This is a genomic window from Mitsuokella jalaludinii, from assembly GCF_928722185.1.
Lineage (GTDB): Bacteria > Bacillota > Negativicutes > Selenomonadales > Selenomonadaceae > Mitsuokella > Mitsuokella jalaludinii.
In genome coordinates this window covers 1,405,296-1,420,674 of the sequence record NZ_CAKMXA010000001.1, presented here as the reverse complement: position 1 = coordinate 1,420,674, position 15,379 = coordinate 1,405,296, and the positions used below count along the sequence as shown (strand labels likewise).

The 15,379-nt window shown below is 52.1% G+C and carries 10 protein-coding genes; 9 read left to right on the top strand and 1 reads right to left on the bottom strand.

From position 1 onward, the window contains the following. The first annotated feature begins 61 nt into the window (after positions 1–61). From QDI87_RS06710 to alr, 7 genes are all read left to right on the top strand, one after another. The gene (locus QDI87_RS06710) at positions 62–1,984 is read left to right on the top strand and encodes a hypothetical protein (RefSeq protein ID WP_278742596.1); all 1,923 of its coding nucleotides are present in this window, start codon (positions 62–64) and stop codon (positions 1,982–1,984) included. 96 nt (positions 1,985–2,080) lie between these two features. Beyond that, the gene (locus QDI87_RS06705; RefSeq protein ID WP_072003603.1) at positions 2,081–2,179 is read left to right on the top strand and encodes a twin-arginine translocation signal domain-containing protein; all 99 of its coding nucleotides are present in this window, start codon (positions 2,081–2,083) and stop codon (positions 2,177–2,179) included. Positions 2,180–2,239: 60 nt separating this feature from the next. Next, entirely contained in the window at positions 2,240–3,229 is a 990-nt protein-coding gene (locus QDI87_RS06700; RefSeq protein WP_255241063.1) for a hypothetical protein, read from the top strand. 973 nt (positions 3,230–4,202) lie between these two features. Continuing rightward, positions 4,203–7,625 (top strand): ESPR-type extended signal peptide-containing protein, encoded by a 3,423-nt coding sequence (locus tag QDI87_RS06695; protein WP_341460088.1) that lies wholly within the window; start codon positions 4,203–4,205, stop codon positions 7,623–7,625. A 211-nt stretch (positions 7,626–7,836) separates the two neighbouring features. Continuing rightward, positions 7,837–8,946 (top strand): RNA-guided endonuclease TnpB family protein, encoded by a 1,110-nt coding sequence (locus tag QDI87_RS06685; RefSeq protein WP_278742594.1) that lies wholly within the window; start codon positions 7,837–7,839, stop codon positions 8,944–8,946. A gap of 313 nt (positions 8,947–9,259) precedes the next feature. After that, positions 9,260–10,552 carry an S-layer homology domain-containing protein gene (locus QDI87_RS06680; protein ID WP_278742592.1) on the top strand — a complete coding sequence of 431 codons (1,293 nt, stop codon included), beginning with the start codon at positions 9,260–9,262 and terminating at the stop codon, positions 10,550–10,552. 148 nt (positions 10,553–10,700) lie between these two features. Further along, entirely contained in the window at positions 10,701–11,810 is a 1,110-nt protein-coding gene (gene alr, locus QDI87_RS06675; RefSeq protein WP_036378467.1) for an alanine racemase, read from the top strand. A gap of 67 nt (positions 11,811–11,877) precedes the next feature. On the opposite strand, the gene QDI87_RS06670 is transcribed toward alr, so the two are convergent. Then, the gene (locus tag QDI87_RS06670) at positions 11,878–12,324 is read right to left on the bottom strand and encodes a hypothetical protein (protein ID WP_036378468.1); all 447 of its coding nucleotides are present in this window, start codon (positions 12,322–12,324) and stop codon (positions 11,878–11,880) included. Positions 12,325–12,756: 432 nt separating this feature from the next. Between QDI87_RS06670 and QDI87_RS06665 the strand changes: the two genes are divergently transcribed. Together QDI87_RS06665 and QDI87_RS06660 are read left to right on the top strand one after the other, a co-directional pair. Continuing rightward, the gene (locus QDI87_RS06665; RefSeq protein ID WP_036378469.1) at positions 12,757–13,779 is read left to right on the top strand and encodes a rod shape-determining protein; all 1,023 of its coding nucleotides are present in this window, start codon (positions 12,757–12,759) and stop codon (positions 13,777–13,779) included. A 77-nt stretch (positions 13,780–13,856) separates the two neighbouring features. Beyond that, positions 13,857–15,350, top strand: a complete 1,494-nt coding sequence (locus QDI87_RS06660; RefSeq protein WP_072003594.1) for a phosphodiester glycosidase family protein — start codon at positions 13,857–13,859, stop codon at positions 15,348–15,350. The last annotated feature ends 29 nt before the right edge of the window (positions 15,351–15,379 follow it).

The following is a 15,379-nucleotide window of genomic DNA, read 5'->3' as shown; positions in this document are numbered from 1 at the left end:
AAAATTTGATTCGCTACGTATATAAAGCATATGTTTGCTTTAGAAGAGGAGTGAAGATTTCATGATAAGTTTCAAGAAAAAGACATTGCTCTCTGTTGCCGTTGCCGTCATGCTCGGCAGTGCACAGCTGCCGGGAACGTCATGGGCTGCCCAGGCACCAGCTGCCGTCGTGCAGGAGGTCTCCGCTGAGGCACAGGCTCCGGCTGTCGTCAAGAATCCGCCGAAACTTGCGCTGAAGATTGACCGCGCTGACGTCAACCAGCTGCCGCGCAACTTCCGCATGGGCAGCGATAAGTACGTCGGTGTGACGAAGACCGGTATCATGCCGACCCGTAAGGGCATGGACACGATGAATGTCTCGGCCTCCAGCTGTTTCTCCGAGAAAGAGCTGGAAGCAATCCTTAAGAAAGTGCCGGTAAAACCATCGCAGTTCTACGATGTGGATCTGCGCGGAGAATCGCATGGCTACCTCAATGGCACGGCTGTCAGCTGGTTCGCTAACCACGATTGGGGCAATGATGGACGCACAGAAGATATCATCATCCCGCTGGAAAAAGAGCAGCTTGCTTCGCTCAAGGACAGCACGGTCAAATCGATTTATCGCTTTGACGATAAAAAGAACGTGATTCTTTCCCCGGTTTATGTCAACTACAACAAAGTTCGCACCGAGGAAGAGATGGTCAAGCAGCATGGTGCCAATTACTTCCGCCTGACGCTGCAGGATCATTTCCGCCCGGATGATCCCGATGTCGACAAGTTCCTGGAGTTCTACAAATCCCTGCCAAAGGATGCATGGCTGCATTATCACTGCTATGCCGGCATGGGCCGTACGACTATCTTCATGGTCATGCACGATATCCTCAAGAACGCGAAGGATGTCAGCTTCGACGACATCATCCAGCGTCAGAAGCTCATCGGCATTGTCGACCTCAGTGAGATCCCGGATAAGAAAAAGAATTATGGCCGCAAGGCGTATATCGAACGCTATCAGTTCGTCCAGCATTTCTATGATTATGTAAAAGAGAATCCTGACCTCAAGACGCCGTATAGTGTCTGGGCCAAGAAGAACAAGGTCAATTCGTGGGAACCGGATTACAACGGTTACATCTGGCGCCTGGACACGAAGGACCGCAATCAGCTGCCGCGCAACTTCCGCACGATGAATTCGGCCTTCAGGACGGATGTCAATGTCAAGAAGACGGGCAAGGGCTTCACTCCGACGCCGACGCGCAAGGGCCTCGATACGCTCTACATGTCCGGCAGTGCGGAATTCTCCAATGGTGAGCTCCAGGCAATGCTGCCTGTTCTCAAGCAGCAGGCTAAGGGCCCTATCTACATCATGGACCTCCGTCAGGAGACGCATGGTGTTTTCAACGGCAATGCAGTCAGCTGGTATGGCCTGCGCGATTGGGGCAACCTCGGTAAGAACAAGGCAGAGGTCCTCAAGGATGAGAATAGCCGCCTGAACGCAGCAAGAGGTAAGAGCCTTATCGTAGCAGCGCTCGACAAGGACAAGATGCCAATTGACCCGAAACCGGTCAAGATTGAATCCGTCATGACGGAACAGCAGTTGGTCGAGAAGAATGGCCTCCATTACTATCGCATTGCGGCAACGGATCACATCTGGCCGTCGGCTGCGAATATCGATGAGTTCATCAACTTCACGCGTACGATGCCGGCAAATGCTTGGCTGCATTTCCACTGCCAGGCTGGTGCAGGTCGCACGACGGCTTACATGGCTATGTACGATATGATGAAGAACCCGGATGTCTCGCTTGGCGATATCCTCTCGCGTCAGTATCTGCTCGGCGGCAACTACGTTGCTTATGAAATCGCAGAACCGAAGCCGGATCAGTGGAAGGCTGACTACTATCACCAGAAAGCCCATATGGTAGAGAAGTTCTATCAGTATGTCCAGGAGAATCACGCCAATGGGTTCAAGACGAGCTGGAGTCAGTGGCTCGCCGCGCATCAGGATGTCTGATGCTGATGAAGCATATCCTCAAAAACCAACTTTGATTCAGCGGACAGGCCTCTTAGGCCTGTTTGCTGTATATCGCACAATAGAAGGAGGTTTATTATGGCAATCTGGGACAAATCAATCGATCGCAGGGATTTCCTGAAAACGGCTGCAGGCGCTGCTGCTGCATTTGCAGCAGCTTCTATCCTACCCAAGTAGGGATTTGCCGCACCGCGCAACATCGAGACGACGGCCATCAAATTCTCGGAGATGGAGAAATTGTCACCGACTGAGATGGCTAAGCGCTCGCCATTGCGCGAGTATGGCTATAACTGGCTCATGGACAAGGCGAATGGCCTTCAGGATGAGACGGTCAAGAAGGTTGTTTTAGAGGGCTTGAAATCTCCAAAGCCGCTGATCTTGAAGAAATACCCGGATAAGGCGAGCAAGGAAGCCTGCCGCAAGGCACTGCTGGCCGCTGGATATATCAAAGAAGAGAACACGATCGACCAGATTTTCCCCGAAGTCAAGAATAAATTGAATTTCTGGGATGCTGCCGGTGCAGGCTGGGGCGGTCATCACGCGTATCCATGCGGCCTGATCACGCATGTGGCAACGGATCTCCAGACAGGACTGAGCCTGATCGAGAATTACGAGCAATTCTTCGGCTATTCCATGAATCGTGAATTGTTGACGGAAGCGGTGCTGCTGCACGACCTGACTAAACCATGGATCCTGCAGTGGACTTCGGATCACAAGTGCCTGCCGGAGATCAAGATTGCCGGCACGGGCTGCCATCACATCCAGCAGGTCGCAGACTGCATGTACCGCGGCTTGCGTCCGGATGTTGTAGTTGCTGTGGCGGTATCCCATGATCATGCGGGCTGGCCGAGTGAAGAAAAGAAACCGGTCGGCTATATCAAGGCAGCAGCCATCATTGCTGGCAAAGATCCGATCAAAGAAGGCTATCTGGCACCGGACGGTGAGACGCTGCCACTGCCGAGACGTCCGGAATCCTTCTTGGTGCACCTCGGCGATCATGACTTCGTCCTGACCTCGGGCATTTCGTCCTGGACGCAGGAGTACTTGAAGAAAGTCGCTCTGTCGGACTATGGCCTGACAAAGGCGGACCCTGACAGCAGCAAGTTCTACAACCTGCGCAATTACGTCTACTCGCAGGCATCGGATATGCATCTCTATCAGATCCTCGTGGATCAGGGCTATGACGCATTCCGCCAGGCTGTTCTGGATATCGTTATCCCCGGCTGATCAGAAGTTTTCCCCCCCCTCCCTCAAAGATTGTAAAATTGTAAATATGTTTCTCCCAACCTCCTGAACGGAAAATTCCCCCTCCATGTTCAGGAGGTTTTTTAAACTGCAAACTATATACTAAAGTATGTATATAGTTTGCTTTATTCCGGATATCTTGCCATTCCTTCCATATTATGCTATAATTATATTATAGTATAATATGGAGGGGGGGTGAAAATCATGTATCCTGTCCAAGTGATGATTTCTTACTTTACAACTAGTTTTACGGTCATCATGCATATCGGCAGAGAGGTGACGGCTAAACAATATACAGGGGGGGTTACAAGATAGTAAAGGCATATATAAAAAAACAGGCCCAGGAATGGGTGCGTCTTGTTTCATATGGATATAAAGAAGGACAGTGTAGGCATATATTGTCCTTTTTGGCATGTTTGCATTCGTTTGTTATTTCCAATTATTGGTTACCACCTGTCTGCCATTCAGTATGGAATGACAGGAGCATGACCATGTTCGTATGAAATGTGCTGTTTGCGGCAAAGAATTTACCCCCGACCCGTATTACCCAGCGATACTGCGGATATACCTGCAGGAGGTATGCCAATCACCATGGAATCAATGACAACCGTGTCGAAGGGCCTCTTTATGCTCCCGTTATACGGGAATTTACGTGTCTGCGGTGTGGTAAACACGTGCGGGTAACAGATGGCAGAGACTGCCGTACTAAATTCTGTTCACAGCATTGTGAAAAATTATATTGGAAATATTCCAAAAAAGTATCTTCGGTAGTAATGCATCGAGAATTTACCTGCCGGGAATGTGGGAAAATCGTCATCGTTACGACCCCCAAAGACCGGCATCGGGCTTTTTGCTGTGATGATTGCCGGAAACATTGGTTTAACAGAAGTCGTAAGGTTTCGTATAACCGAGAATAGTGTGAGAAACGAATACATACTGAAAGGAGATTATCTATATGAATAAAATATACAAAGTCGTGTGGAATAAAGCAAGAAATTGCTATGTCGTAGCTTCGGAATTTGCTAAAAATCAGGGAAAAGCTTCTTCTGCGAAAAGGATATTGGCAGTATTAGTAGCCGCAGGCAGTATAGGTGGGACGATAAGCGGCGTACAAGCTGCCAATAATATAACTGAAACAAAAACACCGCCTCAAATGATAGGTTATAAACAGAAATGGGATACGGATGTTAAAAATGGAAAATTAGGTACTTCAATTGACGGGTGGCAGTACCAAGGCAATAGTTTACAATTGAATTTTTTAAAGTTTGAAAAATATACGACTCAAAAAGGTGAGAATGGATTAGCTATTCGATTAGGTGCCTATGTCGATGGTATTAATAAAAGTGGCAACCTATACTTTGTTGATACAAATACTAAAACAAGTGTATCTGTAGATGGCAACTTTAATCTTAATACAACTACTGATGATGAAACTAATGTAACAAATTATGGTATCTCCTTGAAGGATAGCGTAACAATTGGTGGAACTCATGCCGTAACTATTAATGGTACTGATGGTACTGTAACCGGTCTTACCAATACTACTTGGAATAAAGACAGCATTACTTCCGGCAGAGCTGCAACTGAAGACCAACTGCAGGCTGTAGCAACCGAAGCAGGTAAACATACCACCTTATCTAACGGCAAAAATACAACAGTGAACCCTGTGACTACTGCTGATGGTCATCTGGAATACAAGGTTGATGTGAACGATGAGCTGAAGGATATCAAATCCATCATCGGCGCAGGTGAAGGCGCAGGCAGCATTAGCTTTGCAAATGATGGCATCAAGTTTAACAACAAGGTTACCATTGACAATACCGGCAAGATTTCCGGCGTAGCAAATGGTATTGCTGATAATGACGCTGTAAACGTAAGCCAGTTGAATAAGGTAAGTGCAGCTGCTAAGACAGAGGTAGTTAAGGGTACCAACATCGCTTCTGTAGTTGCATCAAACGCAACCGACGACGGACACACAGTTTATACCGTAAATGCTAAAGGCACAAGTGTATCTGTAGATGGCAACTTTAATCTTAATACAACTACTGATGATGAAACTAATGTAACAAATTATGGTATCTCCTTGAAGGATAGCGTAACAATTGGTGGAACTCATGCCGTAACTATTAATGGTACTGATGGTACTATAACCGGTCTTACCAATACTACTTGGAATAAAGACAGCATTACTTCCGGCAGAGCTGCAACTGAAGACCAACTGCAGGCTGTAGCAACTGAAGCAGGTAAACATACCACCTTATCTAACGGCAAAAATACAACAGTGAACCCTGTGACTACTGCTGATGGTCATCTGGAATACAAGGTTGATGTGAACGATGAGCTGAAGGATATCAAATCCATCATCGGCGCAGGTGAAGGCGCAGGCAGCATTAGCTTTGCAGATGGCGGCATTAAGCTTAACAACAAGGTTACCATTAACAAGGATGGCAAGATTACTGGCGTAGCAGCAGGTGCAATTACCGAAACCTCTACCGACGCAGTAAACGGTAGCCAACTGCATGCAGTAGCAACCGAAGCAGGTAAACATACCACCTTATCTAACGGCAAAAATACAACAGTGAACCCTGTGACTACTGCTGATGGTCATCTGGAATACAAGGTTGATGTGAACGATGAGCTGAAGGATATCAAATCCATCATCGGCGCAGGTGAAGGCGCAGGCAGCATTAGCTTTGCAGATGGCGGCATTAAGCTTAACAACAAGGTTACCATTAACAAGGATGGCAAGATTACTGGCGTAGCAGCAGGCGTTGAAAAGACCGATGCTGTAAACGTAGGCCAGCTGACGGATTATGTTGCAGCTAACGATACGCATATTAAGAGTGGCAACTATGCAGTTGGCGAAGTAACTGACAGCACTGGCAATAAATCTCAGGGCGTATCTATGGATATTGTTAATAAAGAAGGTAAGGTAACCGGTACTGTAACCATTACCGACGTAGCCAAAGCAAGTGACGTAGGCGAGGTTAATAATATTGACAGCGATATTAAGAACCAAAACGGCAGCCATACTACCGTTGTTGACGCTGTAAACAACCTGAACCAGAAGCTGGACACGAAGGTTGGCGATTTGCAGTACAGCAAGGTAGAAAAAGGTGATATTGCAGATGGCGATAGCACTACTACCGCAATCGGCAAACTGGATCAAAAACTTACCGACGTAGCAGCAACTGCAGCTAAGCACACTAAAGTAGAAGGCAGCAGCAATATTATTGTTACCAACACTGCTAAAGAAGGTGAAGCAGCAAACTATAAGGTAGAGCTGAATAAAGACATAGACGTTGATACTGTAAAAGCAACTACCGTAACCACTGGCCAAACCGTAATGAACAACGATGGCTTGAAGGTTGGTAAAGACGTAAGCGTAACCGCAACTGCTGTAACCGCAGGTCAAACCTCTATCAGCAATGACGGCTTAAAGGTTAATGGCAAGACCTATGTAAGCGATAGTGGTCTGAATGCTAATGACCAAAAGATTACCAATGTAGCAGACGGCAAAGTGGAAAAAGGCTCTACCGATGCCGTTAATGGCGGTCAGCTCTATAACGAAACGAGAGTTGCAAAAGACGGCAACTTCGTCAAAAAGTCTAACACGGCTGGTGAAAACTTGTCGGCTTTGGATAACCAGGTAACGGCCAACACGGAATCTATTTACCATATGAATGGTCGTATTTCTGACCTCGATAACCGTGTCAACAAAGTCGGTGCCGGTGCTGCGGCTTTGGCAGCATTACATCCATTGGATTTTGATCCGGATGCGAAGTGGGACTTTGCGGCAGGCTATGGCAACTACCGCGGCGCCAATGCAGCTGCTGTTGGGGCATACTATCGTCCGAATGAAGACACGATGTTCTCTGTAGGCGGTACCTTTGGTAATGGCGAAAACATGGTTAATGCCGACGTAAGCTTCAAACTAGGTTCCGGAAGCAGTCATGTATCGACTTCTCGTGTAGCGATGGCGAAGGAAATTAAAGAACTGCGCGGTGAATTGGAAGCTATGAAGTCAGCCATGCTCGATGCCAATGCAGGTAAGAAGATAGATACATCCAAACTGCAGCTCTTCCCGGATGTACCGCAGAATCACTGGGCTTACGAATACGTAGCACAGCTGGCCGGCAACGGCATGATCGAAGGCTATCCGGATGGCAACTTTGCCGGAGACCGCCCGATGACGCGGTATGAATTTGCAGCTATCTTGTATCGTGCCATGACAAAAGGCGCTGTCTTGTCCGACAAGATCCTCAGCGAATTCTCGCATGAATTAGAATACTTCACTGTCGATACGATAGCAAAAGACAAAGCAGGCAATCCGACGATTCAGCGTGTTCGCATAGTCAAAGAAAACAAAAATAAATAAGCTCAACGAACCATTAAATAACGGATAGGAAAAAGAACGATGCAAAGAGAAAAATTTTCTCGATGCATCGTTCTTTTTTTGTTGGTTGCTTGTTGCCTGATTCTAATCTTTGATACATATGATATAATACCAGAAGAAATACGAATTAACATGGAAGTGTAAGTGATGAGGTATTCTATAGATTTACTTGTTCAAGGCAGGTGAGATTATAGTGAATAAGGCATACCGATACAGACTCTATCCAACAACTGAACAAAAAATTATGTTTGCCAAGACTTTCGGCTGTGTCCGATTCATCTATAATAAAATGTTGAGTGACCGCCTTGACTATTACAAGGAAACAGGCAAAAAGCTACATAACACGCCTGCGCAGTACAAGGAAGAATTCCCTTGGCTGAAAGAAGTGGATAGTTTAGCCCTTGCCAATGCCCAAATGAACCTGAATAAGGCCTATAATAACTTTTGGAATGATAGCAAGCATTTCGGCAAGCCGCGCTTCAAGTCCAAGAAGAATCGTCGTGCTTCGTATTCCACGAACAACCAGAAAGGCTCTGTCCGAATCGGGGGCCATAAGGTGAAACTGCCGAAAGTCGGTTGGGTGAAATTATGCCAACATCGTCCCTTGCCGGAGAACAGTATCATAAAGACCGTGACCATCAGCAAGACGCCATCCGGAAAGTACTATATCAGTATGCTGGTGGAGTATGAAAACCAAATACTCCCTGTCATACCGAAGACCTTCCTGGGCCTGGATTTTGCGATGCACAGCTTGTATGTGGCTTCCGATGAGGATGAGGCTAAGTATCCCGATTTCCTGCGAAAGGCAGAGAAGAGACTGGCTAAGGCACAGCGGAAGCTATCCCAAAAGCAGAAAGAAAGTCATAACAGAGAAAAACAAAGGCTGCGTGTAGCTATTCTCCATGAGAAAGTGGCCAATCAACGCCGGGATTTCCTGCATAAGAAGGCTCGCTACCTCGCAGACCGCTATGATGTCATTGGCATTGAGGATATCAGCGTCAAAGCGATGGCAAAGCGGAAAAAGGGTGGCAAGTTCAGCTTTGGCAAATCCGTAGCTGACAATGGCTGGAATATGTTCACGAACATGTTGGAATATAAATTGGCTTGGCAAGGCAAAAAGCTTATCAAGATAGACAAGTGGTATCCAAGCAGCCAACTGTGCCATGTTTGCGGATATCAGAACCACGAAACCAAGGACTTATCTGTAAGGGAATGGGATTGCCCTAAATGTGGCAGTCACCATAATCGCGATAAGAACGCTGCCATAAATATCCGAGAAGAAGCCAGGCGGATATCTGCCTGACGTAATCCATAAAATACCGTGGGTCGCACGGGAATCTACGCCTGTGGAGAGATTGTAAGCCGCCGCAACTCTTTGGAGTCCGTGGCGCTGTTCTCGTTGAAGCAGGAAGCTCCCGCCTCTATAGGCGGGAGTACGTTCACTGGCATATCTCTCAGCAGTATCTAATTTGACGAAAAAATTTATATCTGCTATAATAATCTTGTCCGAAGGGAAATCGAAGGAAGAGACTGAGGAAACATGGACACTCATGAGGAATCCTCCGATAGAACTAGGACGTAACGTTTCATTCTATTTTTTGAAGGAGGAGTTCTTTATGAAAAAGACTCTCGTATCCGCTCTGACGACGGCTCTCGTTGTTGGCGCTGCTAGCACGACGTTTGCTGCTGCAAACCCGTTCTCCGATGTACCGGCTGACCATTGGGCTTACGACGCTGTATCCCAGCTCGCAGCTGATGGCGTCATCGAAGGTTATGGCGACACGACGTTCCGTGGCAACCAGAACATCACGCGTTATGAGATGGCTCAGATGATCGCAAAGGCTATGGCTAAGAGCGATGTCTCCGCTGCTGATAAGGCCCTGATCGACAAACTCGCTGCTGAGTTCTCCGATGAGCTCAACAACCTCGGCGTCCGCGTAAGCAACCTCGAGCGCAACGCTGACATGGTTAAGTGGAACGGCAAGGCTGAGTACACGTACTACAGCCATCGCGACAAGGATGCAAACACGAAGACGAACGATGATCAGCTCCTGTTCCGCCTCGAGCCGAGCGCTGAAGTCAACAGCCATTGGCATGTAAATGCACGTCTTGATGCTTCCACGGACCTCGCAAAGGACAGCGACGATGTCGACAGTAAGCATGGTAAGGACAGCTATCAGGATACAGATGTTACGCTCAAACGCGTTTGGGCTCAGGGCAACTACGACAACTTCCAGGTCAAACTCGGTAAGTTCGCTCAGATTGATAGCGACAGCATCTTTGATACCTCGTTCTCCGGCGCTGAAGTCCAGTTCGGCAACAAGGTAACGTTCACGGCTGGTGCTGGCCGCCAGAACATGGACAACGACAGTGACTTCACGCAGAAGTTCAAAGTTGGCGAGAAGACGGCTAACTACCAGTACGCTGGCCTCGGCTATGGCGATGGCAAGTTCGTCGGCGGTGTTGACTACCATCATCTGAATTCTGATACCTTTAACTATGCTGTTAAAGGCAACAACAAGGCAAATGTCGAGGACAACGCTAACATCTGGCTCGCAAAGGCTGCTTATCGCTTCGATAAGACGAATGCCCTGAACGGCTTCTATGCCAACAACACGTCGGCTGATGACTTCGACAAGGCTTGGAGCGCTCAGTACAGCTACAAGGGTGCTGAGGCTGAGAACAAGGGCACTTGGGGTGCTTGGGCAGCTTACCGCTACCTCGGCCAGAACACGGATCTGTTCTCCACGTTCGATGTAATCCTCGCTGGTCAGAAGGGCTGGGAAGTCGGCACGAACTACGCTCCGTTCAAGAACGTTGTTGCAACGCTGCGCTATGGCAACGGTAAGGATCTCCTTACGGACAATAAGATCGAGAACCTCTTCGGCCGTATCGAGATGTTCTTCTAATCCTTCGATTAGCAGATTTTCATCGCAATCAAAAGACCTCCGTTTCGGCGGAGGCCTTTTTTGTTGCCGACATCCATGCTTGACTTTTCGATGGCGTGTAGTAAACTGAAAAGAGAATCTGACTCGGTACGAGAAAAGGGGATATTTCATGCCAAACCGTGCAGCCTGGGCGGAGATCGATCTTCGCGCCCTGAGACATAATTACGAAGAAATCAAGAAGAACATTCGCGGCGGGGCGAAGCTCTGTGCGGTCGTCAAGGCAGACGCCTACGGCCACGGTGCTCTGGCTGTCGCGCGCGTCGCGGTGGAGGCGGGGGCCTCGTATCTCGCGGTGGCGACGCTCGGCGAGGCTATCGAGCTGCGCGAGGCGGGCTTCACGACGCCGATCCTGCTCCTCGGCCTTGTGCTGCCGGACGAGGCGCGCGACATCGTCGACTACGATGTCACGCAGGTCGTCTGTGAGCTGCCGCTCGCAGAGGCCATCTCGCGCGAGGCCGTGCGCCAGCACAAGGTGGCAAAGGTGCACCTCAAGGTCGAGACAGGCATGGGCCGCATCGGCATCCGCCCTGAGGAGATCGGCGCCCTGGCCGCGGCGGTCAAGCAGCTGCCGAACATCGAGATCGAGGGCATGTTCTCCCACTTTGCGATGGCGGACAGCAAGGACAAGACGTACACGAAGGGGCAGCTCGTGAAGTTTGAGCAGGCCTTGAAGGCGGTCGAGGAGGCTGGCGTGACGCTGAAGATCCGCCATATCGCGGAGTCGGCGGCCATCCTCGAGATCCCGGAAGCCCACTACGACATGGTGCGCGCCGGCGTCATCCAGTACGGCATGTGGCCGTCGGACGAGGTCACGCATCCGATTGACATCCGCCCGGTCATGAAGGTCTGCGCCAAGGTCGTCTTTACGAAGAACCTGCATCCGGGCGAGAGCATTGGCTACGGCCGCCAGTTCATCGCCGCGCGCGAGAGCCGCATCGCGACACTGCCAATCGGCTATGCCGACGGCTACATTCGCGCTTACGGCAACGGCGGCTACGTCTCGTTCGGCGGACGCAAGGCGCCGATTGCGGGCCGCGTCTGCATGGACCAGGTCATGGTCGATGTCACGGATCTGCCGGACGTCAAGGAGGGCGACACGGCCGTGCTTTTCGGCGATGAGACGGTCACGGCCGACACGGCGGCCAAGTGGCTCAACACCATCAACTACGAGGTCACCTGCCTGATCTCGCCGCGCGTGCCGCGCGTCTATAAAGGCTGATTGATTGCATAAAAAGAGCATCCCACTGCGGGGATGCTCTTTTTATGTCATGTATGCAGCCGATGGCTTACTCGACCTGGCCCTTCCAGTAGGCGAGGTCGGCGTCATTGAGCGGCAGGTCGATCGTCTGGCCGTCCTTGTAGCTGTAGCGGAAGCGGACGGTCGTGGCCTTCTTGATGTCGTCGAGCGTGGTGGCCGGCAGGAAGACGGAAATCTCGTTCTCTTTCTGGAAGGAGCCAGCGTCCTTTTGCTTGACGGAGGCGATCAGCGGCCACTCCTTGGAGTCGGTCACGAGCGTGACCTTGGAGTCGGCCTTGGCGCCGTCGTAGCGCGTATCCCAGACGGTGAAGTGGGCGCTCGTCGCCGAGCCGTCAGAGCCGCGCAGGCCCGTGAACTCGATGCGCGCATAGGCCGAGAGACTGTCGGCCGTGCGCGTGTCGTGCGCGTGGAAGTAGAGCAGCGTGCCGAGAAAGGCCGCGACGATGATGAGCAGGATGGCGATTGCTTTTTTCATGGATAAATCTCCTTTTGTTCTTGAGTTTTCACTGCAAAAAAGCGATGGCCTCGGCCATCGCTTCTATTTCTTCGGATCTACCTGTGCGAGCTGGAAGTCAGCAATCTTATCGTATCATCCTGTTTCGTCCTTGTCAATGCGTCTTTTTTAGAAGCAAAAGAGAAATTCTTCACCAAATTACCGTAAGTTATCGTAAATAACATGAAATTTTGCAAATTGGTGCTGTGCCTGCCGCAAATGGTCATGTTTCTGTCTTTTTCGCCTGTTTCCCCCATTGTAAAAGCGCGCGAATTATTATATAGTATATCAATAGAAAAGAGGCATCGACTGGCGCGGCGGCTGTTTTCCCGCTGCTTTTCAGCCAGTTCTGCCATAATCTTTTCAGAAGGTATGATATCATTCTTTTATCGGTTGGAAGGGGATTTCAATAAAATGTTTGGTATGTCAATGGATATCGGCATCGACCTTGGCACAGCCAACGTGCTGGTCTATGTGAAGGGCAAGGGCATCGTGCTGCGCGAGCCGTCTGTCGTCGCGGTGGACAAGGACACGAACCGTGTGCTGGCCATCGGCGAGGAGGCGCGCCGCATGATCGGCCGCACGCCGGGCAACATCGTCGCCATCCGCCCGCTGCGCGAGGGCGTCATCGCGGACTACGACATCACGGAGAGCATGCTGCGCCACTTCATCGAGAAGGTCGTCGGCCGCAGTTTCGTCTTCCGCCCGCGCATCATGATCTGCATCCCGTCGGGCTGCACGATGGTCGAGCAGCGCGCGGTGCAGGAAGCTGCTGAGCAGGCCGGCGCGCGCCACACGCAGCTCATCGAGGAGCCGCTGGCGGCGGCACTCGGCGCCGGCCTCGACATCGTGGAGCCGTGCGGCTCGATGATCGTCGACATCGGCGGCGGCACGACGGACATCGCTGTCATCAGCCTCGGCGGCATCGTCAACAGCGAGTCGCTGCGCATCGCCGGCGACAAGTTCGACTCGGACATCATCGCCTATGTCAAGCGCGCGTTCAACCTCATGATCGGCGAGCGCACGGCGGAGGACATCAAGTTCAAGGTCGGCGCTGCGTATCCGGAGGCGCGCGATGAGACGCTCGACATCCGCGGCCGCGATCTCCTGACGGGCCTGCCGAAGACGGTGCAGATCACGACGAAGCAGGTGGCAGAGGCCATTGGCGCTTCTGTCTCGCGCATCGTCGAGTGCGTCAAGAAGGTCCTCGAGGAGACGCCGCCGGAGCTCTCGGCGGACATCATGGACCGCGGCATCATCCTGACGGGCGGCGGCGCGCTGCTCTTCGGCCTCGACGAGCTCATCCGCCGCGAGACGGATATCCCGACGGCACTTGCGGATGACCCGCTCTCCTGCGTCGCACTCGGCTGCGGCAAGGCGCTCGACACGTTCTCGAAGTTCGACGGCAAGGCCATGAACCTCAAGATCGGGAAATAAAGGCTGTGCTTTCCTTCCCCGCATCTGCGCATCTGCGCCGTGCGAGGAAGGTTTTTTATATGGGAAGGGGTACTATGATGAACAGGATTCTTCGGCGCGCGGCCGTGTTTGCGGCTGCGGCGCTGTTTCTGGGGCAGAGCTTCGCGATGGCGGCGGGGCTGACCTCGATGCGCTTCCACAGCGGCAGCGAGCACGACCGCGTGGTCTACGAATTCACGGATTTGCCGGCCTACACGACAGCCGTATCGGCTGACGGCCGCACGCTGACGCTTGACCTCGCCGACACTTCGTACAAGGGCTTTGCGGCCGTGCCGGCCAAGGGCAGCCGCATCGAGTCGATTGCCTACAATAAAAAGGGCAAGCACCTCATCGTGACGATGAAGCTCAAGGCGGGACTCACGTATCAGGTCCGCACGCTCAAGAACCCGACGCGGCTCTTTGTCGATGTCGTGCCGGATACGGCGGTGAGCATGCCTTCGCGCAAGCCTGCTTCGAGTAAGACGACCACCAGCAAGCCATCTTTGGGCAAGCCTGCTTCGGGCAATGCCTCTGGCATGCCGGGGGCCATCGACGGCGACTACGTACAGGAGATCGCGCCGGGCCTTACGGAACACACGTATGTATACTGGGACGACTACGGCAAGATCTCGGCTTGGCTCTTAGAGGCGGACCCCGCGCGCTACCGCCTCGTGCCGGCCCTGGCCAAGGGCAGGATACCGGGGCGTGAAGCGGTCAGCGGCATCGTCGCGAGAGCTGGCGGCATCGCGGGCATCAATGCCTCGTACTTCGCACCGGCAGGCGACATCCTCGGCGTCACGCAGATGAACGGCCAGACGGTCGGCACGACGTACTACACGCGTTCGGCCTTCGGCCTGCGCAAGGATGGCACGCCTGTCTTCGGCAAGATCTCGTATGACGGCATGGTCACGATGGGCGGCGTCAGCGTCAGCGTGGCCGGTGTCGACTGCGAGCGCGGCGCGGACAGTCTCGTCATCTACAATCGCGCTTATGGCGCTTCGACGGGTACGAATGAGTACGGCCGCGAGTACATCGTGCGCGGCGGTCGCGTCACAGACATCCGCCAGAACGATTCGCCGATCCCCGCGGACGGCGTCGTCCTCTCGGTGCACGGCACGGTGGCTGATGAGCTCGCCGGCGTGCAGGTCGGCGACCCCGTATCCATCGAGGAGAATCTCGGCGGCGGCTGGCAGGGGATGGACTTCATCATCGGCTGCGGCCCGCGCCTCGTCGCGAACGGCCGCGTCAATGTGACGGTCGATGAGGAGGACTTTCCGGCTGACATTCGCATCGGCCGCGCGCCGCGCAGCGCTGTCGGCATCACGAAGGACGGCCGCTATCTCTTGGCTGTCGTCGACGGCCGCCAGTCGCACAGCGTCGGCCTGACGCTGACGGACTGGGCGCGGCTGCTCGTGAAGTTCGGCGCGCAGGATGCGCTGAACCTCGACGGCGGCGGCTCGTCCGACCTCGTCGTGAACGGCGAGGTCCAGAACTCTCCGTCGGACGGCCAGGAGCGCCTCGTCGGCGACGCCCTGGTCCTCGTCGCGAAGTGAGACATTGGCAGCAGCTCACATTTCGCAAT

Excerpts from the sequence above, each read along its gene's own strand:
- QDI87_RS06710 (WP_278742596.1), top strand. The coding sequence starts at position 62 with ATGATAAGTTTCAAGAAAAAGACATTGCTCTCTGTTGCCGTTGCCGTC.
- QDI87_RS06705 (WP_072003603.1), top strand. The coding sequence starts at position 2,081 with ATGGCAATCTGGGACAAATCAATCGATCGCAGGGATTTCCTGAAAACG.
- QDI87_RS06695 (WP_341460088.1), top strand. The coding sequence starts at position 4,203 with ATGAATAAAATATACAAAGTCGTGTGGAATAAAGCAAGAAATTGCTAT.
- QDI87_RS06680 (WP_278742592.1), top strand. The coding sequence starts at position 9,260 with ATGAAAAAGACTCTCGTATCCGCTCTGACGACGGCTCTCGTTGTTGGC.
- alr (WP_036378467.1), top strand. The coding sequence starts at position 10,701 with ATGCCAAACCGTGCAGCCTGGGCGGAGATCGATCTTCGCGCCCTGAGA.
- QDI87_RS06670 (WP_036378468.1), bottom strand. The coding sequence starts at position 12,324 with ATGAAAAAAGCAATCGCCATCCTGCTCATCATCGTCGCGGCCTTTCTC.
- QDI87_RS06665 (WP_036378469.1), top strand. The coding sequence starts at position 12,757 with ATGTTTGGTATGTCAATGGATATCGGCATCGACCTTGGCACAGCCAAC.
- QDI87_RS06660 (WP_072003594.1), top strand. The coding sequence starts at position 13,857 with ATGAACAGGATTCTTCGGCGCGCGGCCGTGTTTGCGGCTGCGGCGCTG.